Source organism: Bartonella sp. AA81SXKL (genome assembly GCF_042196945.1).
GTDB lineage: Bacteria > Pseudomonadota > Alphaproteobacteria > Rhizobiales > Rhizobiaceae > Bartonella.
The window spans coordinates 98,387-118,945 of sequence record NZ_JBHIRH010000004.1 but is presented as its reverse complement, the minus strand read 5'-3'; the positions used below and the strand labels follow the sequence as shown (position 1 = coordinate 118,945).

Sequence of the window (20,559 nt, the reverse complement as noted above, 5' to 3'; positions counted from 1 at the left end):
AATTCTATAGTAATAGGTATTTTCGAATCAGGTGCCTCAAAAACACCTTAAAACAACTAGCGGATTAGTTGCCGAAATAACTAATCTTCCGCAATTTAAAAGCTTTAACTCATTGTGTGCTACATGCATATAATAGCTTTGTCAGGTGTGGCTATGCCATATACCCCCTTCGGGGAAAGGCGTAACGACGGACTAGATGCCGTGTTTCTTAGTGCCCAGCACTCTTTTAGAATGTCATTAAGGAACGTCTAACATCTAAGAATTCTTTATGAATACCATTATTAAAATTACTGAATTATGTGGCAAAAGGCATGATGATATTATGCGTGACATCAAGAAAACGCTTGAAGAACTTAACGCCCTCAAATTTAAGGAGGTTGATTTTGGTGGGCACTACCTTGATAACAAAGGTGAAAGCCGCCCTTGTTATAACCTGCCAAAGCGTGAATGCTTAATTCTTGTTTCTAGTTACAGCACTGCCTTACGAGCAAAGATAATTGACCGTTGGAAAGAGTTGGAAAGACAAGTAGCTATTCCACAAATTGATTACTCCAAACCCGAAGTATTATTTGGTGCCTTAAATCATCTACAAAATCAAATTAAGCAGAAAAACTATGTTATTTCAGAATTAGCACCAAAAGCAAAAGCTTTAGAAGGCTTAAAACGCTCTGATGGTTTGTTTGGTTTGATTGAAGCCGCGAAGATGTTGGAGATAAGACCAAAGGATTTAACAGATTACTTGCGTAAAAATGATTGGGTGTATCGACGTGCTCCAAGTGGTCCATTGTTACCTTTAATCAGGATAAAATCAAAAAAGGATTCATGGACTGTTCTGCCATCACCATTCAAAAACCGGATGGAACAGAAAAGGTGCTGCCTTCAACAAAAATCACACCTAAAGGATTGGCGGCATGTTTGAGAGAAAAATCCATGGAGGTGTGCAATGAAGGTAAATACTAACTTCTTATGCGATTTATGGATGGCATTATCTCAATTTTCTAGGCATGAAAATATGAGTGATAAGATTGTGCTGCTCTGGTTGAGATCATGAGTTTAGTAGAAAAAGCTTTGATTTTAAAACTTCACGATGAAGTGCCTATCCTTCTTTCGATATCTTTCTCATCTGACGCTCCATAAAAAAAGCCCCACAAAAGTGGGATTGGATAAAATGATGTTCTAATCAATCTCGCGCTAATTATAATAAAGTGGCTCGCTACATCCACGGGCGCCTATTTTTTCATCTTCTACATAACGAGAATGCGCAAAATTCCGTACAAGATGATCATTGTTAGAGCCACCAGTCCAATCGCCTCCTCCCAACATAACATTTATGTCTACACGTAAACTGCTTCCTTGCTCCCCTGTATGCCATTTAGTCACGGGATAACAACCAGACAAATATTGCCAAACATAACCGCAACCATCCTCACAACCGATATGCGAAATCATCCGTCTATTGTTTGTATCAACGTGTCCTCCAGACGTCTTAGGAGAAGGCGCTTGATTGCCGACAATACTGGTTGCTTGATTACTTCCATACATGCATGGCGAAAACTCATCACTCGTCAAAAATCTCTTATTAACAGACCAAAAATCAAAGGCATGATTCGCATAGCTACGATTGCTCGTTATCGGAACACCATATGCCGACTTTGCATTTACACCTGTCCCTGATTGAAGATAAATATCAACCCAAATATTATGCCACGGATTGTAAACCATCCCTTCTGGACTACTACGTGGGCGGTGATTTAAACATCAAACAGAATTGGGCAAAACATCCCCCGCTTGATAACCCGATAAGAGATGACCTTCAATCTCACCAACATCCGCACATAGCGTATGAAATCCACCGATCTTTTCAGAATTATCCTCTGTATAGCCATCAGGAGCCGTTGGATTTTGCGAAAGCTCAAAGGATAGCTCATTCGTCTGATCTTTTAAGATGAGATATATATAATAATCCTTTCCTGCTTCAAGATCTTCGTCAAAAGTCATCCTTCCACGCCCTGGAACGCGGTAAAAGAGGTACCTACCCCCATTCTCTCCACCATGATAAAAGCGAAAACATGCCCCTTCATTGATCACAAGACCTTTTCTATTTTTCGGATCGGCTTCCAGAATTCTGCTAGGTTGATGAAAACGCACATTCTCTAAAAAATTAGTGGAAAGAGAACTTACCTTACCTTGAAGTTCAGAAAGACTGTCACTGTTCCTCTGTGCCTTCTCTTGAACTTCTGTCAATGCACTCTTCGCTTCTTCCGCTAACACTTTTGCCTCAGAGGCGGCTGTATTCGCAGAATTTGTCGTTGCTGTCACCGTGTCTAATGAACTCTTGACCTCTCCAAGCCCTTGATTCGTCGTATCAGCTTCTTCTTTTGCTTGCTCCGCAACACTCTTCGCTTCTTCTGCTGTCGATTTCGCAGTCTCGGCTACTTCCTTCGCTTCTACAACCAAAGGTTCTACCTTATCTGCCTTAACCTGCGCTGCTTCACAAATGATCAGATCAAATTCTGATAAACCGTATTTCTCTTGCGCATCCGCAATCACTTGGATTAATTGGTAAGTAGCAAACACCACAGTCATTGCATTTACTAATACTTTATTTGCTTTTTTTCAAAGCTTTTGAGCATCAGTTGATAGCTGATAGAGCGAGATCTGAGACATCGAGTTCGGCAGCAGCTTCTTTGTTTTTACGACGCTTGCCAACTTATGTATCAGAATACACCACAAAGGAACGAAACGGCACTTCTGTATAGCGTGTCCATTCTCTTATCGTTTTGTGACATCAAAGCCAGAAAAGGCACGAAAAACAAAACACGCTTGCCAGTTCTGGTTATTTGTTGTGCTATCTTAAAGCTGATAAAAATCTTCTCCGTTCCACATGCCACAATAAGTTTTCCACGATCTGCTTCTTTTAAACCATCACAGACTTTCTCATATTTTTGGATTTGTTGAAAAGTTATCCCTAATTGATGCCCTAATTGCTTTTACGACATTCCCAGCATTTTTCTTTGAAAGCGATTTTTTGCCTATAGAAATGCCGTTAAAATGTAGCTTTTTGCTTTTCACTCTTAAGCTCCACCCGCTGGGTGCGAGCACCCTCGCATTAGTATTCCGAGAGCCTGAAAGTATTGAATACGAAACAGATTTTTGCTTTTAGTGCTCATAGCACCTAGACATAGAAAAATATCCCATAATTCCGAGACACCCACAGAGTGGGCTCATTTATGATCGAACTTTAGGACTTTCAGACCCTACTAATCGCTGCGTAGACGAGCAAAATCACTCTTTAAGTAATAAAGTAATTTCAGAAAATTGGCAATCAAAATTAAAATAATCTCAAAGACTATAAGATTGGGCACTCTTCAAAAGAGGATAATGCGAAGAGCTGTCATCGTGGTTAGTCATCAACCCACACAATGCTTCTTTTCCAGAAAACGCAAAACACGATATAAGAAAAAATGTTGTTTGCAAAGTTTTCTCTTGCCTATACAAAGAGAAAATAAAAAATTTGGAGGGCTCCCATGATAAATGACATCTACTGTGTTGGATACAATTATGTTGAACATGTTCATGAACTAGGCAATGTTGTTGAAGATGAACCCGTTATCTTTAGCAAACCAAAAAGTTCACTCGTTTTAGGTAATGAAATTTATCTCCCTGATTTTTCCAAAGAAATACATTTTGAAACTGAAATTGTGCTCAAAATCTCAAAGGACGCTTTCATGATCATGGAGGCAGAAGCAAAAGAATGCTATGATGCCGTAGCAATAGGTCTTGATCTCACCGCGCGGGATTTGCAAACAAAACTGAAAGGAAAAAGGCTTCCTTGGCTTTTATCGAAAGGATTTAAAGGCGCTGCATACGTCTCTGACTTCATAAACAAGGAAAAAATAAACAACCCAATAACCTTTGCAATGAAGTTGAATAGCGAAACAAGACAAGTTGGCAATACGAAAAATATGATCTTTAGCTTTGAGAAGATAATCTCATTTTTAAGTCACTACATTCAGCTAAGACGTGGTGATCTCATATACACAGGCACTCCACAGGGTGTCGGAAAACTTTCTCAGTTTGACAGAATAGAATTGTATCTCGAAAATCAATTAATTTCAGAGCTAAAAGTAAAATGAATCATCAAATACTGACCTTTTTCATTGTTTCATTTTTTTAGTCATCTCACCGGGGCCGAATATGGCCCTTATCATCGATAATGCAACGAGATTGGGAAGAAAGAACGTATTTGTAAACGTTTTAGGATTGTGTACAGCAACATATGTGCATGGGGCATTTTCCACACCTAGGTGTATCAGCGCTCATTCTCAACAACAAAACGCTGTTTTTTTTAGTAAAACTCATGGGTGGCAGCTATTTATTATACATGGGCTTTAAATCAATTAAATCTGGAATACACAGCTTAAATTCAAAAGAAAGAAGTTCAACGAATGAAAAGCATGCTACGAGTGAAACAAAGCTTTTAACCAGCTATATGGACGGTTTTTTGACACAAATACTAAACCCAAAGTATCTATATTTTACATAGCAACTTTTCCAAAATTCTTAGCTTCTGGTGGTAGCATTAAAAAAGGTTTTGAACTTGTAACCATACATTCTTTCAACATCTTTGCATGGTTTACTTTAATGACCATTTTTATATCATTTGCCAGTACCGCCTTAAAAAAGCAGCGGGTAAAAGGCTCGATTAACATTGCGACAGGAACAGTTTTATCTCTGTTTTCTTTTTTCATTTTCTTTGGATAGTTTTATCTTTTGATAACAAATTGTAAAGTTAATAGAGCAATCTTTTCCTGATTCTGTCTCTCACTATGAATAGCTCAATCTCTAACAGAACTTATACAATCCCCAGTTCTTTTTTTCTTTGTATAACTGAATTACGTTGCATTTCTTTATCATACTCTCAAGGACGTTTGTGTAAACAATGTGAGTTTCTCGCAATATTTTATAAAATGTTACCAATATCTAAACAAAATCCTTATTCATCACTTTAAAAAATAAGCTATGATATTCCTCTTTTCGTTTATGAAACATAAAGTAACTTTTTGATTTATGATAGCACCATACAAACAAAAAAATGATTTTAAAAATCATTTTAATTTTCCATTACAAATTGTTCTTAAACTAAGATGAGAACTCTCGAGTGCTATTTGAGCAAAAATTAAAACTCTCACCATTATGAATAATAATAAATAATGCACTGATTACAAATAATAAGTTTCAAAAAATTATAAAAACTCCTGACAGTTTTCTGAAATAATTTTAAAAGCCCCACGTCTTTTAAAGAACAATTAATTTGTTATTAATAACAATAAAAAGCTCCCTATTCAAATATCTGTTACGTTATTTAAGAGAAAAACATTCTCTTTTTTCAAAACCATATTCCTAAAACATATTCTTTTCTTTATCCACACAAAATCATAAAAAACGTTTTTTTCCTTTACACCTCATTTATATCATGCTTCGATACAGAACAATGCATTTTTAGTGTAATTTAATCTCAAAATAATTAAAGGGAACCCCCAAAAAATGAGCTATAAACAAAATTTAAAAGATGGTCCTCAGATGAAACTACAACGTGGCCTAGATAACCGTCACGTACAACTTATAGCCCTCGGTGGAGCTATTGGAACAGGACTCTTCATGGGATCAGGAAAAACAATTAGTGTAGCAGGCCCTTCCATCGTACTCGTTTATGCTATTATTGGATGTGCCCTATACTTTGTCATGCGTGCTATGGGAGAATTATTGCTTTCTAATTCACAGTACCGGTCCCTTATTGATTTTTCAACCGATATGCTAGGACCGGGAATAGCTTTCTTTGTAGGCTGGAGCTATTGGTTGAGCTGGGTTGTAACTGGAGCTGCAGATATTATTGCCATCATCACTTATATGCACTTTTGGTGGCCAACGCTTAATCCATGGATTGCCGTTTTTTCTTGCATTGGTTTCTTTTTAATTTTTAATCTCTTTGCCGTAAAACTATTTGGTGAACTTGAATTTTGGTTTGGTCTTATCAAAGTCGTAGCAATTTTAGCATTAATTGTTGTTGGTTTTTATATGATCGCTACGAGCTTTACTTCTCCCAATGGTACTGTTGCTTCTCTCAATCACGTATGGAACGATGGAAATATCTTTCCGCGAGGAATGACAGGTTTTTTTGCTGGATTTCAAATTGCCATTTTTTCTTTTGTTGGTATAGAAATTGCAGGAACAACTGCAGCTGAAGTCAAAAATCCTAAAAAAGTTCTACCAAAAGCAATTAATGCAATACCAGTACGTATTGTACTCTTTTACATCTTCTCTCTCATCGTGATTATGTCAGTCACACCTTGGGATCAAATTGTTCCAGATAAAAGCCCCTTTGTTTCGATGTTTTGGCTTGCTGGTATTCCGATAGCTGCTGGTTTGGTAAACTTTGTCGTTCTCACCTCGGCTGCTTCTTCGGCAAATAGTGGTATTTTTTCTACTAGCCGCATGATATATGGGCTTGCAACACAAAAAGGTGCTCCTCCAATTTTAGGTAAGCTTTCCAAATATCATGTTCCAGCCAATGCTCTATTCTTTTCCTGCTTATGTATTTTAATAGGGTATACAATTGCCTCACTCTCTCCAAGCCTCATAAGTGCTTTCACAATTGTGACGAGCATCTCAGCTATTGCATTTTTATTCGTATGGTCTGTAATTTTGGTTAGCTATATTGTATATCGTCGCAATCACCCTCATTTGCATGCTGAATCCGTCTACAAAATGCCAGGAGGAGTTATCGTGTGCGGGATAATTTTAGTTTTCTTTGCTTTCATGCTCTATTTGTTAACGTTAGAAGAAGACACCCTAACAGCTTTAAAATACGGTATATTCTGGTTTATTTGCTTAGGCATAACCTATTTTACATTTGTAAAGAAAAAAATGACTCAAGGTAACAAATAAAGTCTATACATAAAACATCTCAAAAAAGGGTAATTTTAGTTACCCTTTTTCTACTTAACCTCCTCCCCAAATATCAAAAAACGACGATTCCTACCAGCGCCGGTTTGTGAACAATCCAGCTTATTAAGAGGGAATGCTGCTGATCATTTATATGGTTCACCTACATAAGGCTCTATGGGCTAGCCCTGCCCTGAACACTCACCACACATTCTAAAAATACTTAATGTGTAAAATGTTATATGCTTTATATCACTACTCTACACAACAGTATTTTACTGTATAATAGGATAAGAACGAGCTATTCTGTAAAGAATTCTCTATAAACTTCACTGACATTGTTTACTAATAAAACATGAGATTTTATCTAAAACTTTCCCCCTCAAAAAAATTTATATTCAATTTTTTATCAAAATTAAAAATGTAGCTCTAAACAGAATATATCTTAATAGCTATCTGCAATAAAAAAAGATTCTATGAAAATATTTTTCTATTTGTAATAAATTTTAAATATTAATACTTAAATGTAAATTTTAAATATATTTTTTAATTATTTAAATAATAGTTTAACAATTTAAACTTATTTTATTTATAAATAAAGTTTTATATTTAATAAATTTACAATTTTATTTATATTTTTATATATAAAAATATAAATAAATAAATAATTTTAAATATAAATATATTTATATAAAAATTACTATAAATAAATATAATTATTGTTTATATACAAATAATAATTATGTATAAAATAAATTATATTATACATAATTAATATTAATTATGTATAAAACATAAAAATCAAAAAAAATATAATAAAATTTATCTTTTGTTTATTATATATAAAATAATTATTCCATTAATGAATAATGTTCTTGCTTTATTCACATATAGTCATAGAAAAAAATTCCTTTACTCCTTAACCATAGCGTGTTCCGATAGAAGGAATTACCTTTTTTAGGGTAATTTTATTTAAAAATAACTAAGGAGAATTCCCCAAAAATGAACAAACAAAATTTAGAAAAAAAACCTAAGAAGAAATTACAACGTGGACTACATAACCGACACATACAACTTATAGCCCTCGGTGGAGCGATTGGAACAGGTCTCTTCATGGGATCAGGAAAAACAATCAGTGTAGCAGGGCCTTCGATTCTACTCGTTTATGCAATTATTGGTTGTGCTCTATACTTTGTCATGCGTGCTATGGGAGAGTTATTGCTTTCTAATACACAATACCGATCTTTTATTGACTTCTCAACCGATCTTCTAGGGCCATGTGCCGGATTCTTTATCGGCTGGACATATTGGTTGTGTTGGATTGTCACTGGAACTGCTGAAATTATTGCTATTGTCACTTATACACACTTTTGGTGGACTGAACTCAATCCGTGGATTCCTGTTATAATTGGTCTTATGTCCTTTTTAATTCTTAACCTCGTCGCAGTAAAACTATTTGGCGAACTTGAGTTTTGGTTTGGTTTTATCAAAATCGTAGCAATTCTAGTCTTAATCGTTGTAGGATTTTATATGATCTTTACCGGTTTTGTCTCTCCAAACGGTACGGTTGCTTCTCTTAGCCATATATGGAACGGTGGGAATATTTTTCCGCGAGGAATTACAGGCTTTTTTGCTGGATTTCAAATTGTTATTTTTGCTTTTGTTGGCATTGAACTCGCTGGAACAGCTGCTGCTGAAGTAAAAGAACCTCAAAAAGCTCTACCACAAGCTGTTAATTCAATACCAATCCGCATTGTATTCTTTTATATATTCTCTCTTCTTGTGATTATGTCTGTGACGCCGTGGGATCAAATCAGTCCAGAAAAAAGCCCATTTGTAACAATGTATGCACTTATTGGTATTCCAACTGCTGCAGGTTTGATGAACTTTGTTGTCCTCACAGCTGCCGCATCTTCAGCAAATAGTGGAATTTTTTCTACCAGCCGTATGATATATGGGCTAGCAACACAAAAAGGTGCTCCTAAATTTTTAGGAAAACTTTCTCGTAACCACGTTCCAGCTAACGCATTATTCTTTTCATGTATATGCATCTTATTTGGTTATGCAATTGTATCGTTATCTCAAACACTCATAGCTGCTTTTACAATTGTTACGACAATTGCCGCAACTTTGTTTATATTTGTATGGTCTATCATTTTGATCAGCTATATCATCTATCGCCGCAATCGTCCTCTCCAGCATACTGTCTCTCCTTATAAAATGCCTGGAGGTGTTGTTATGTGTTGGGCGCTTCTTATTTTCTTTGCATTCATTATTTATTTATTGTCATTAGAAGCTGACACTGCCATAGCTTTAAAATACACTCCAGCGTGGTTCATATTTTTAGGAATTGTATACTTTCTTTTTGGAAAAAAGAATTATGCAAAAAATTAAAAAATAAAGCTTATGTTTCCAAAAACATATAAAAAAGGGTAACTAAAGTTACCCTTTTTTTGATATTTATCTATAAAATTATAAAAGCTATTGACAAAATATCTCTGTAGAAGCTTCAATTACGCTCTTTATCAACCAAAGCGTTAGATTTTATCCAAGGCATCATAGAACGAAGTTTTTTACCAACTTCTTCAATAGGATGATTATCATTTAAACGCCGCATACTTTTAAAATGAGCAGCACCAGCTTTATATTCTTGAATCCAATTCGATGTAAATTTACCCGTTTGAATATCTTTCAATATACGTTTCATTTCTGCTCTAGTTTCATCCGTAATCACACGTGGACCAGAGATATATTCACCCCATTCAGCTGTATTAGAAATCGAATAATTCATATTTGCAATGCCCCCTTCATACATGAGATCAACAATCAGTTTCACTTCATGTAAACACTCAAAATAAGCCATTTCCGGCGCATAACCTGCCTGTGTTAATGTTTCATAACCTGCTCGAATCAGTTCAACAAGACCTCCACAGAGAACCGCTTGTTCACCAAAAAGATCAGTTTCGCACTCTTCTTTAAATGTTGTTTCAATCACCCCAGCACGTCCACCACCAAGTCCACACGCATAAGATAATGCTACATTATGTGCATGCCCTGAAGCATCTTGCGCCACCGCTATTAAGCAAGGAACACCACAACCCCGTTGGTATTCATGACGAACTGTATGCCCTGGACCTTTAGGAGCAATCATCACAATATCAACGTTTTTTTTAGGTTCAATCAAGCCAAAATGAATGCTCAAACCATGCGCAAAAGCAATCGCTGCCCCATCGTGTAAATGATCATGAATATGTTCCTTATAAATATCAGCTTGCAATTCATCTGGTGTTGCCATCATGATGAGATCTGCCCATTTTGCTGCTTCAGCAACACTCACCACTTCAAAACCATCAGCCATGGCTTTTTTAACTGTTTCCGATCCTGAACGCAAAGCTATTTGCACATTTTTAACACCAGAATCTTTCAAGTTTAAAGCGTGTGCACGCCCTTGAGAACCATAACCAACAATGGCTACTTTTTTCCCTTTAATGAGATTAACATCCGCATCACGATCATAATAAACACGCATAAAAAAATTCCTTCTTTCTCTATTTAAACTGGATTTCAGATTATTTTTATTCAATAAGAAACATTATCTACAGTGCATCACACACTTATAAAGACAAAAAACACCGCTTATAAGAACACAGCAATTGAATAATTTTAAAGTTTACATATTGCATAGAAAAAACTGTAGTCCCCAAACATTCCTAAAACATATACGGATCCCCAAATAAACTTCAACTGCTATTCTACAAAAACAATAATTACACAAAATAAGATTTCTAAAGAAAATTTAGCTAATATTCTACTCTTTTATCGTGCAACAAAACGCTATATTCTAAAAATTAAGATACAACATACAATTTTTAACATGAACCAAATCAATACAGATAGCAAGAAAAATTACAAAATAACAAGTATTGTGTTAATACAACTTTCAAAAGCATATACAACAATATCTTTAGAATAATAAAGAGGATGTTTTTACTTTTTACGTTCTTTAATATCCACGCCTCTCACGCGAAGAAGCCCCCCATACGTCCATTATGTTATCCATTTATGGCACCTTATAAAAAAATTTTAATATGCTCAAGCCCTTTTCAAGAATTCCCTATAATAGTGTAAGATTTATTGCACATCACTCTCTTTACTTCATAAAGCTACAAGTCGATATCATCATTCTATTTAACAGTTCCTATTGCATTCAGCTTATTCATAAGGAGATTTTACGTTATACTATTTACAGATAACCCAAAAATGAGCTCAAATATCAAGAAAATTTGTGTATTGATCCATTAAAATCCTACGCACTCCTTTATAATGGAAATACTTTCAAAACCCTATCTCTTCTCCATTCAAAGAAATTATAATAAGAAGATTTTAAAACTTCCTCATAATGGATAGTACAAATAAAAAACATCGCATACACTCAAAAACAAAAGATAGAAAGCAACCAATAAATAGAGGAACAATAGAATATTTATAATGCACGATAATAGTGCTATTTATCTAAGCAATATATTGTTTTTTTAAGATAAATTGGCAAACCTCTATAAAAATTTCTTTTCCAATTTTTATAGAGAGAAAAAGATTACGATAATAACCGGATAAAACGCTGAACAGTCTCATGTATTCCATACTCTAATGCATCAGCAATGAGCCCATGGCCAATAGAAACTTCATCAAGCCAAGGAATATTTTTGACAAGAGCAGGAAGATTCATAAGTGTCAGATCATGCCCTGCGTTTATACCTAACTGCAACTCTTTTGCTCTTCTTGCTGCTAAAACAAGTTTATTGAGCTCTTGATCTTGTTTTGTTTTATCCTGAAATGCACCACCGTAAGGTCCCGTGTAAAATTCCACACGATCAGCGCCCATTGCTTTAGCAATATCAAGACCATCGACAGTAGGATTAGCAAAAAGGGATACACGAATCTTTCTGTTTTTTAAATTCTGAATAATAGGTGCTAAAAATTCTGCATCATGAGCAAAATTCCAACCATGATCAGACGTTGACTGATCTGGATCATCAGGAACAAGGGTGATCTGATCCGCATAGTTTTCAGCGATATCCAAAAATTGATCACTGGGATAACCTTCAATATTAAACTCAGCTGTAGGAAAAGTGTTCTTGATTAAACAGTATATATCTGGCAAATCCGCAAAACGAATATGCCTTTCATCAGGGCGTGGATGAACCGTCAAACCTGCTGCTCCAGCAGCAAGCGCTATATGCCCAATATTCGTTATACTTGGCCACGGAAGATTACGTCGATTACGCAAAACAGCAACAGCATTAAGATTAACCGAAAGTTTTACCGCCATGCCCATTTCCATTTTTTTTATAGTATGTAACAAGATAGAAAAAAGGCATTTTTCATCTGAAACTTAGATGATATACACATTTTTTTCTATCGAACAATCGTTAAACGCTCTGCTGCGCGCGTAATTCCCGTATAAAGCCAGCGCGCATACATATCACGAAATGCAAAACTTTCATCAAACAAAACGACATTATTCCATTGAGAACCTTGCGCCTTATGAACCGTTAATGCATACCCATAATCAAAATCATCATATCGCTTTTTTAATTGCCATGAAATTTCTTGATCAGGGTTTTCAAACGCTGCTTTTAAAAGTTTAATCTTTGCTACCCCACGCTCACTTTCTTCTGGTTTCACAAGAAGATTAATACTTGGTTTAACGGTCTCCTTCTGTGAAGTCATCACCTTCCATAAAGAGCCATTCAACAAACCTTTAATAGGATCGTTTCGCAAACACACCAGCTTATCTCCCGCTTGCGGATAATCTGCTGTAAATCCCTTTAACACACGCAAACGCTGATTATAAAGGTGGCGTGTACGATTAACCCCTACCAAGACCTGATCAGCATCCAAAACCAATTGTTGATTGACCTCTTTACGTGTCACAACGCGCGCTTCTCCATAGTCACCATAAGCAATATCGCGTCCTTCACGTACATCCATAGCAAGACGTATAATCGGATTGTCGCGCGCTTGCCGATGAATTTCTGAAAGAAGAAAATCTGGTTTCCCATTAGAAAAAAAGCCCCCACCAGATATAGGAGGCAATTGACCTGGATCACCAAGAACAAGAATTGGCGTTCGAAAGCTCATTAAATCACGCGCCAATTGTTCATCAACCATCGAGCACTCATCAACAATAATGAGTTTAGCTTGTGCAGCAGCACTTCTTCGATTTAATGTAAATGTTGGAGCAATAGACTTTTTTCCTGTTATTTCATCGGAAACTTCCTCTTCTCCACGCGGACAATAAATCAGCGAATGAATCGTACAAGCATTGCTTGCACCTTTAGAACGCAAAACCTGCGCCGCCTTCCCTGTAAAAGCAGCAAATTGAACAGAACCATCAACTGTCTCTGCAAAATAGCGCGCAAGCGTCGTCTTACCGGTCCCCGCATAGCCAAAAAGGCGAAAAAGAGGAGAACGCCCTTCCCTCAACCACGCGGCAACAGCCTTTAATGCATTATCCTGTTCCCGTGAAAACTGCATAGCTTACCAACATAAGATTTGCATAAGAAGAGCAGTATTTTGAAAAAAAACGACTATCAAGAAAAACCTTTTTATTAAGAATTGCTGACACACGCCCATCTAACAACCTTCGTAGCACAATTATCAATTATTTACCCATTGCTTTTTCAAGATATTGTAAAAATCTAAATTTTATCTATACATCGATCTTCTTGGGAACACCTTATACTTATCAAATAAAATATCATTTTTTACAACAGTAACACCAACAATGGAATATGCATATCTTAAATTTAAAATAACACCTATATACGCTTTTTTTAACCAAAATTTAGAATAAGAAAAAGAGCATTGCAATTGCAAAAACCTCACTAGAAAAAATGTCCTTAACAGGATAAGAATAATGTCATTTTATGAATACTATTTTACACAATCAATCAGCTTTCTTGCACATAAAAATAAAGTACATCCACTATTACGAAATAATAATTAAATATATCAAAAACCTTTTAGCAGAAATAGAAATAGCTCTCAACAAAACTACTTAATCCTATGATGATACACCTATAAAGTTCCTATCGTCCTCTTATCATGATTTTAATAAATTTACTCTTCATGCTACAAATATGTTATATCTCAATGCATAAAGAGAGATATCACACTTATATGAAGCACGCTTTATCTCGCACAAATATGTAGTTTTTTCTGTTTCAACAATAAAATATGGTTCGTAAGTATGACCTTCTTGGTAGTCTATTATAGAAAACTGGAACATGGTTTCAGTCCAGCGTAGCACTTCAGATTCGTCCTCTAGAATATGAGAAAAGCGCAATTCTTCATCTATTGAGTCAAACTTTTTCTTTTTGTCGCAATGTTTTAAAGTTTATAAAAACTAACTGATTAATGCTGTTCTTATTGCTAGAAATAACAATAAATCAAGGGGTATAATTTGTTAATAGGCTTGGCGTTATGTCAAAATATCAGCGATGAGATTGCTTTTTGGTTGTTTTAGAAATGAAATAATGAGCTCAAATATTGATGAATGAAACGGAAGGTTTAAATTGAAAATATTAATTCCAGATGACTATCAAAAAGCCACTCTAACATTACAGTCTATTACAAAATTAATGACATCACATGAAGTGCTGGTTATAAATAATTTAGCTAAAGAATGTGATTTAGAAGATAAGCTCAAAGAGATCGATATTCTTATCTTAATCAGAGAGCGGACTATAGTTGATAGAAATCTTCTCCTGAAACTGCCAAATTTAAAATTAATCTGCCAAACAGTCCCTATAGGTTCACATATTGATATAGAAGCTTGTAGAGACTTAGAAATTGAAATATTAGACGGTGGTGGAGATCCAACTTCTGCTGCTGAATTTGCGTGGCTCTTAATTATGTCTGCGCGTAGAAAACTCTGTAAATCTGTATCTGATATGAAAAAAGGACGATGGCAAACAACATTTGGCAACCAAATGAAAGGGGCTACTCTTGGAATATTCGGGTTTGGGCGTATTGGTAAAATGGTTGCTCAATATGCTCAAGCTTTTGGCATGTCCATTTTGGTTTATGGGAGCGAGCGTTCAACGCAAGAAGCAAAAAATTTAGGTTATCATTTTACGCATTCAAAAGAAGAATTTTTTACACGTCCTGACATTATATCCATCCATTTACGTTTAAGTGATAAAACTAGAGAAATCATAAAATTAGATGATCTATTGAGCATGAAACCTCATGCTATTTTTGTCAACACAGCGCGTTCAGCTTTGATTGAAAAAGGGGCGATAGAAAAAATACTAAGTTTGGAAAATTCAACTTACTTTGCACTGGATGTTTATGACAGCGAACCAGTATATGAGAGCAAATTATTGCAATCAGATAGAGTTCTTTGCACACCGCATCTGGGCTATGTGACTGAAGAAAGCTTTGAGAATTATTTTGAAAAAGCTTGCCAAAATATAGCTTCTTTTATGAAGAGCACTTAATGCCGGCTGAGCCAATGTTTGTAAAATTTATCTTATGTCGCTAGCGTATCAAATTTGCACGACACATAATAGCTTATTTCCTTAAATGAAGCATATTCCTTAGCTTTCACATTAAGACCAATCGTATTGACAGATTTTTATGTAATCAGCATAAAATACCTAATTTATTGTTGCAAGCATTATTAAAAAAGGCTACTTTATTGGAATACAATTTAATTGGAGGGGGGCGGAGTGAGCAATAATAAATTTATAGAAAAGAATTATTATAGATGGATTATATTGCTTGTTGCCACTATCGCTCAAGCATCAGCTTGCTTCTTTGTTCAAGGGATTGGTCCTTTAGCTGAATTTTTTTAAGAAGGATTTCTCGCTTAGTGACTCTCAAATAGGTTTGCTGTCTTCAGCAGCGCAGTTCCTACCTATTATTGGATTACTTGTAGCTGGTGAATTACTAGACAAGTTTAACGAGCGCTATATTGTTGGAGTTGGCGCACTCGGCGTTTCTATCGCTCTTTTATTGGGAGCAATTGCAGAAAACTATATTTCCCTTTTGGTTTGTTTGCTCATTGTAGGGGGATTTTATAGCTCTGCTCAACCTGGTGGTGCTAAATCTGTTTCTGCATGGTTTCCACAATCGCAACGCGGATTTGCAATGGGAATAAGGCAAGCGGGGCTACCATTAGGTGGGGCATTAGCTGGGATGGTTCTTCCTGCGAGTGCGCTTGTCTATGGCATACAAGGTGCGTTTTTGGTCGGTGCCATCGTTTCTTTTTTAGGGGGATGTATCTTTATTATTTTTTATCACGCACCAGCAAAAGTTGTCGCTATCGTTCCAAAAAGCAAGGCAAAAGTTTCGTTCTATGCAAATGTAAAGTCTCGTCTTGCGATGTTAACTGCACCACATATGAAGAATATTATTTTTTCAGGCGTTTCACTTGTGATCGTTCAATATGTTTTAACCATTTTTATAACGATTTATTTTTATAGAATCTATCAGCTGTCCTTAAATAAAAGTGCTTATTTGTTTTTTGTTTCACAGGCTTCTGGTGCCTTAGGAAGAATTATTTTAGCAGCGTGGAGTGATCATTGTAGAAAAGGACGATTTTTTCCTGTCTTGTTTTGCATGATTGCAGTCGTTTTTGGATTTTTAATATTAATTTTAGGCATGAGTGGATCGATAATTTATTTAACTATTTTATCTGCTTGGTTAGTTTTTGGAGGAATGGGATAGTATGGACCTTGGGTTGCTTATATTGTAGACTCTTCGCCGAAAGAAAGCGTTGGCTTTTCTCTGGATTTAGCAATGTCTATAAATCAAATCGCAATTATTACTGCTCCACCATTATTTGGATTAATCTAAGATTTTACAGACACTTATTTACTAACATGGCTGATTTTAATTATTGTTTTTTCACTTTTCTTAATAAAAAATAGGGAAATATAATTGGGGAGGAAATTATAATGATAAATGAAAATACTTTTGAGTTGAGCAATGGCGAAAGAGACAAACTTTGGGAGGCTTTAGACCATGTTATTTATGATCCATACGGGTGGTATTGAATATTCGGTTGAGCTAAAAAAATAGCATTTTCGCTGCTACCACATAGAATATTGACAATTCTTATAAACCAAAAGGTGTCTATTACTCCTAGACCATATCTAATCTTTGAAAACCTTCCAATTGATAGACAAATTAATACGTCACCTAATCCTTATAATTTAGATGCGTCTTGTAAAAGTGGCTATATTAGCGAAAATTTAATTATGATGTTTTCTTTATTAATCGGAGAGCCTTATTCAATTAAATTTGAAGGCGAACATATAGTAAATAACCTTCTTCCTTTAGAGGATAATAAAAAAGATTATACAGGATTAGGATCTGAAGTTGAGTTAGATTTTCATATAGAAAATGCTGCACTAAAATTTATAAGAGGTTTAAATTTATCTCCTAAAGTGATCCTTTTATCTGGTGTTCGCAATGATGTTGATGGCCCGTTAACGAGAATATCTGATGCACGTCTCGCTCTAAAACTTTTAAATGAGGAGGATTTGAGGAGCTTAAGGGATAATTTATATATAATTAATGTTCCCTATAGATGGAGAAAAAATGGGGTAACCTCTACAAGTAAAGTACCCCTCGTTCAAGGGGTCGGTGAATTCCCAGATATCAGCGCTGTTTTTTATCCAGGCATGTTAGAGCCACAGTCAAAAAAAGCCAAGGAAGCTTTAGATCATTTTTATGAAGCTATTAAGGCTGTATCTTTTGGAATTGATGTACAACCAGGAAGATTATTATACATTGATAATAGAATGTCCCTACACTCTAGAGATAAATTTTTTGGATCATTTGATAGTTATGAAAATCCAATGCGATGGATTCAAAGAGTGTTTGTATCTGCAGATTTATGGAATCATAGATATATAGAACAAATAAAAGAAAGAATATTTAATTTTCAATGTTAATGTCCTGATAATGATATGATGTTGAGTATTATTCTGGTTTATATATTGACTACACACCTCATATGTATAGGTTTCTCCCACATAATCATACCTGATTATAAGCTATGGTGGCCAATTGATTTTCCATGGTTGCATTTGATCTTTATTATTTCTGCCCTTCCTTTCAAGCGCTAAGGGAACTCTCCTATCAAGCTCTTGAAAGAGCAATTTGGAGTAATTTCATAAGGCGAAATCAAAACATAGTGATAAACTTTTCTATTGTTTTCACAAGTATGACGGTTTGCATGGTTGCACCCTTCAAGCACAGTGGATTTTTCTTGCACGATGGAATCTTTCATATATGAGACAACATAATTAATTTATAACAGATAATTCAATGTATTATCTAAAAAATGCAACGAAATAGCTATTAATGTGAACATATGAATTAAAAAAACAAACATCGCGTACAAATAAATTCAAACATAATTGGGCACACGACTTATAACATTTTTTAGATGAACAAATAATAATACACCCCATGTCTTTAAACACAGAATGAAAATCATAAAATGAGCTCTAAGGATAATAGAAACTCTCCACAAAGAAGAGAAAGAGATGAAGACTCCAAAGACTTCATCATCACCATCCTTCACTATTTTATTAATATATTCATTTTATACAAGAATCTTTCCCTCAGAAGAAATAGCATTTGCAATAGCTTCTTCGCTTGCCTCATCGGGTAATAACATCTCATTATGGGCACATCCTGATGGGATCATAGGAAAACAATTTTCTAAATGATAAACACGACAATCGAAAAGAACAGGCTTATCACAGTCAATCATTTGCTGAATTTTATCATCAAGTTCATCGGGTTTTGAACAATGAATTCCTACGGCTCCATAAGCTTGTGCCAATTTCACAAAGTCAGGCATAGATTCCGTATAAGAATGAGAAAGACGATTACCATGCAGCAATTGCTGCCACTGGCGAACCATCCCCATATACTGATTATTTAAAATGAAAATTTTCACCGGTGTGTCATGCTGAATAGCTGTTGCAAGCTCTTGAATATTCATCTGAATGGAGGCATCACCAGAAATACACACAACAAGCGCATCAGGATGCGCTATTTGAACACCTATAGCAGCAGGTAAACCATACCCCATCGTTCCAAGACCACCAGAAGTCATCCAATGTTTTGGTTCATCAAAATGATAATACTGCGCTGCCCACATCTGATGCTGCCCGACATCCGTTGTAATATAAGCATTCGCATCTTTGGTAAAAGCATACAGCCGTTCAAGAGCATATTGCGGCATAATGACATCTTTTTTCTCCGCATATGCCAATGAATTACGAGCTTTCCAACGGTTAATTTGCGTCCACCACGCCTCACGGACTTCACTGTTAAACGCTGGTTGCTGTATCTTTAAGAGTTGCGTCATATCTCCTAAAACACAAGCCACATCACCAATAATTGGAACTTCTGCTTTTACAATTTTATTGATAGAAGAAGGGTCAATATCAATATGAATAATACGCGCATGAGGTGCAAATGCATCAAGGCGCCCGGTGATACGATCATCAAATCGTGCTCCAACAGCTAACATGACATCACAATCATGCATGGCCATATTAGCCTCATAGGTTCCATGCATTCCAAGCATTCCAAGCCAATTTTTACCGGAAGCAGGATAAGCACCAAGTCCCATTAATGTTGAAGTAATCGGAAAATCCCCCAATTGAACCAAATTACGTAAAAGCTGTATAGCTTTCATCCCCGATGAAATAACACCACCACCAGAATAAATAATAGGGCGTTTTGCCTCAACTAAAAGAGAAACGGCAGATTCAATAGCCTTAGTATTCCCTTTCATCGATGGAAAAGAATGTAAAAACTCCTGAACTTGAGGTGCTCTATAAAATCCTGAAGCAAATTGAACATCCTTAGGAATATCAATCAAAACCGGACCAGGACGACCTGATTGAGCAAGAAAAAAAGCTTCATGAATAATAGCCGCAAGATCATTGACATTTTTAACCAGCCAATTACGCTTCGTACAAGGCTTTGTAATTCCAACTGTATTAGCCTCTTGAAAAGCATTTGTTCCAATCACCGTTGTTGACACCTGCCCAGAAAAACAAATAAGAGGTATCGAATCCATAAGAGCATCTTGCAAAGGTGTAACAGCATTCGTTGCCCCTGGACCAGAAGTCACAAGCATAACCCCTACCTTCCCTGTGCTGCGTGCATAGCCTTCAGCCGCATGCCCTGCGGCTTGTTCATGGCGCACCAAAATATGCTGGAGTGTATCTTGGTGATAAAGAACATCAAAAATAGGCAAAACAGCCCCACCAGGATAACCAAAAATATGTTCAACGCCTTGATCTATAAGAGCTTGAACCACTATTTCAGCGCCCGACATTATTTTTCCATCTGCACTCTCTTGCTTTCTTGGATCATTTCTCATTTTTCCCACTCACCTACTTTATAGGACAATAAAAAAGCCCCTAACGGAGCTCATAAAAAAAGCCCCCAAAGGAGCCCATTACACAACACATACTGTATGATTACCCCCATTATTCCAACGTATAAAATATATAAAAAATTCCTTGTAGGAAGATTTCTAATTCCATTGATACCATTCGTCAATAAAAAATT

15 protein-coding genes and 2 pseudogenes are annotated in these 20,559 nt (G+C 35.7%); 9 read left to right on the top strand and 8 right to left on the bottom strand.

The annotated features are described in order from the left end of the window. The first annotated feature begins 268 nt into the window (after positions 1–268). Positions 269–947 (top strand): annotated as a pseudogene (locus ACFINZ_RS03860) (phage antirepressor KilAC domain-containing protein). A gap of 244 nt (positions 948–1,191) precedes the next feature. Here the strand turns inward: ACFINZ_RS03860 and ACFINZ_RS03855 are convergent. The 3 genes and pseudogenes from ACFINZ_RS03855 to ACFINZ_RS03845 form a co-directional block, all read right to left on the bottom strand. Then, entirely contained in the window at positions 1,192–1,722 is a 531-nt protein-coding gene (locus ACFINZ_RS03855; protein WP_375632935.1) for a hypothetical protein, read from the bottom strand. Positions 1,723–1,758: 36 nt separating this feature from the next. Next, the gene (locus ACFINZ_RS03850) at positions 1,759–1,998 is read right to left on the bottom strand and encodes a hypothetical protein (protein WP_375633050.1); all 240 of its coding nucleotides are present in this window, start codon (positions 1,996–1,998) and stop codon (positions 1,759–1,761) included. Between the two features lie 486 nt (positions 1,999–2,484). Then, positions 2,485–2,933, bottom strand: a pseudogene (locus ACFINZ_RS03845) (DEAD/DEAH box helicase family protein); the annotation flags it as partial. 594 nt (positions 2,934–3,527) lie between these two features. On the opposite strand from ACFINZ_RS03845, the gene ACFINZ_RS03840 reads away from it, so the two are divergent. Both ACFINZ_RS03840 and ACFINZ_RS03835 read left to right on the top strand, forming a co-directional pair. After that, complete coding sequence (locus tag ACFINZ_RS03840; protein ID WP_375632937.1) at positions 3,528–4,136, top strand: fumarylacetoacetate hydrolase family protein; 609 nt, start codon at positions 3,528–3,530, stop codon at positions 4,134–4,136. A 143-nt stretch (positions 4,137–4,279) separates the two neighbouring features. After that, a complete protein-coding gene (locus ACFINZ_RS03835; protein ID WP_375635037.1) occupies positions 4,280–4,546 on the top strand; it encodes a LysE family translocator in 267 nt (88 codons plus the stop codon). Here the strand turns inward: ACFINZ_RS03835 and ACFINZ_RS03830 are convergent. After that, positions 4,539–4,751 carry a hypothetical protein gene (locus ACFINZ_RS03830; protein ID WP_375632939.1) on the bottom strand — a complete coding sequence of 71 codons (213 nt, stop codon included), beginning with the start codon at positions 4,749–4,751 and terminating at the stop codon, positions 4,539–4,541. The two genes, ACFINZ_RS03835 and ACFINZ_RS03830, sit on opposite strands and share 8 nt — an antisense overlap. Before the next feature lie 796 nt (positions 4,752–5,547). Between ACFINZ_RS03830 and ACFINZ_RS03825 the strand changes: the two genes are divergently transcribed. Then, positions 5,548–6,948, top strand: coding sequence for an amino acid permease (locus tag ACFINZ_RS03825; RefSeq protein WP_375632941.1), 1,401 nt, complete (start codon positions 5,548–5,550; stop codon positions 6,946–6,948). A gap of 999 nt (positions 6,949–7,947) precedes the next feature. Next, positions 7,948–9,339, top strand: a complete 1,392-nt coding sequence (locus ACFINZ_RS03820) for an amino acid permease (protein ID WP_375632943.1) — start codon at positions 7,948–7,950, stop codon at positions 9,337–9,339. Positions 9,340–9,454: 115 nt separating this feature from the next. Here ACFINZ_RS03820 and ilvC read toward each other — a convergent pair whose 3' ends face one another. From ilvC to ACFINZ_RS03805, 3 genes are all read right to left on the bottom strand, one after another. Then, positions 9,455–10,474: a ketol-acid reductoisomerase gene (gene ilvC / locus ACFINZ_RS03815; protein ID WP_375632945.1), complete on the bottom strand. Its 1,020-nt coding sequence runs from the start codon at positions 10,472–10,474 to the stop codon at positions 9,455–9,457. A gap of 1,065 nt (positions 10,475–11,539) precedes the next feature. Continuing rightward, positions 11,540–12,274 (bottom strand): pyridoxine 5'-phosphate synthase, encoded by a 735-nt coding sequence (locus ACFINZ_RS03810; RefSeq protein ID WP_375632947.1) that lies wholly within the window; start codon positions 12,272–12,274, stop codon positions 11,540–11,542. Positions 12,275–12,360: 86 nt separating this feature from the next. After that, the gene (locus ACFINZ_RS03805) at positions 12,361–13,482 is read right to left on the bottom strand and encodes an ATP-dependent RecD-like DNA helicase (protein WP_375632949.1); all 1,122 of its coding nucleotides are present in this window, start codon (positions 13,480–13,482) and stop codon (positions 12,361–12,363) included. A 1,040-nt stretch (positions 13,483–14,522) separates the two neighbouring features. On the opposite strand from ACFINZ_RS03805, the gene ACFINZ_RS03800 reads away from it, so the two are divergent. The 4 genes from ACFINZ_RS03800 to ACFINZ_RS03785 all read left to right on the top strand — a co-directional run bounded on the left by ACFINZ_RS03800 (position 14,523) and on the right by ACFINZ_RS03785 (position 17,912). Beyond that, a complete protein-coding gene (locus tag ACFINZ_RS03800) occupies positions 14,523–15,449 on the top strand; it encodes a D-2-hydroxyacid dehydrogenase family protein (protein ID WP_375683982.1) in 927 nt (308 codons plus the stop codon). A gap of 231 nt (positions 15,450–15,680) precedes the next feature. Next, complete coding sequence (locus tag ACFINZ_RS03795) at positions 15,681–15,806, top strand: hypothetical protein (RefSeq protein WP_375632953.1); 126 nt, start codon at positions 15,681–15,683, stop codon at positions 15,804–15,806. A gap of 34 nt (positions 15,807–15,840) precedes the next feature. After that, a complete protein-coding gene (locus ACFINZ_RS03790; protein WP_375636784.1) occupies positions 15,841–16,680 on the top strand; it encodes an MFS transporter in 840 nt (279 codons plus the stop codon). A 404-nt stretch (positions 16,681–17,084) separates the two neighbouring features. Beyond that, positions 17,085–17,912, top strand: a complete 828-nt coding sequence (locus ACFINZ_RS03785; protein ID WP_375632955.1) for a TauD/TfdA family dioxygenase — start codon at positions 17,085–17,087, stop codon at positions 17,910–17,912. Between the two features lie 656 nt (positions 17,913–18,568). On the opposite strand, the gene ACFINZ_RS03780 is transcribed toward ACFINZ_RS03785, so the two are convergent. Beyond that, positions 18,569–20,368, bottom strand: coding sequence for an acetolactate synthase 3 large subunit (locus tag ACFINZ_RS03780; RefSeq protein ID WP_375676882.1), 1,800 nt, complete (start codon positions 20,366–20,368; stop codon positions 18,569–18,571). Positions 20,369–20,559: the final 191 nt, after the last annotated feature.

Bases quoted from the DNA above. Each gene is read 5' to 3' on its own strand.
- ilvC (WP_375632945.1), bottom strand. From the start codon at position 10,474: ATGCGTGTTTATTATGATCGTGATGCGGATGTTAATCTCATTAAAGGG.
- ACFINZ_RS03830 (WP_375632939.1), bottom strand. From the start codon at position 4,751: ATGAAAAAAGAAAACAGAGATAAAACTGTTCCTGTCGCAATGTTAATC.
- ACFINZ_RS03855 (WP_375632935.1), bottom strand. From the start codon at position 1,722: ATGGTTTACAATCCGTGGCATAATATTTGGGTTGATATTTATCTTCAA.
- ACFINZ_RS03780 (WP_375676882.1), bottom strand. From the start codon at position 20,368: ATGAGAAATGATCCAAGAAAGCAAGAGAGTGCAGATGGAAAAATAATG.
- ACFINZ_RS03810 (WP_375632947.1), bottom strand. From the start codon at position 12,274: ATGGCGGTAAAACTTTCGGTTAATCTTAATGCTGTTGCTGTTTTGCGT.
- ACFINZ_RS03805 (WP_375632949.1), bottom strand. From the start codon at position 13,482: ATGCAGTTTTCACGGGAACAGGATAATGCATTAAAGGCTGTTGCCGCG.
- ACFINZ_RS03820 (WP_375632943.1), top strand. From the start codon at position 7,948: ATGAACAAACAAAATTTAGAAAAAAAACCTAAGAAGAAATTACAACGT.
- ACFINZ_RS03840 (WP_375632937.1), top strand. From the start codon at position 3,528: ATGATAAATGACATCTACTGTGTTGGATACAATTATGTTGAACATGTT.
- ACFINZ_RS03835 (WP_375635037.1), top strand. From the start codon at position 4,280: ATGTGCATGGGGCATTTTCCACACCTAGGTGTATCAGCGCTCATTCTC.
- ACFINZ_RS03850 (WP_375633050.1), bottom strand. From the start codon at position 1,998: ATGACTTTTGACGAAGATCTTGAAGCAGGAAAGGATTATTATATATAT.
- ACFINZ_RS03825 (WP_375632941.1), top strand. From the start codon at position 5,548: ATGAGCTATAAACAAAATTTAAAAGATGGTCCTCAGATGAAACTACAA.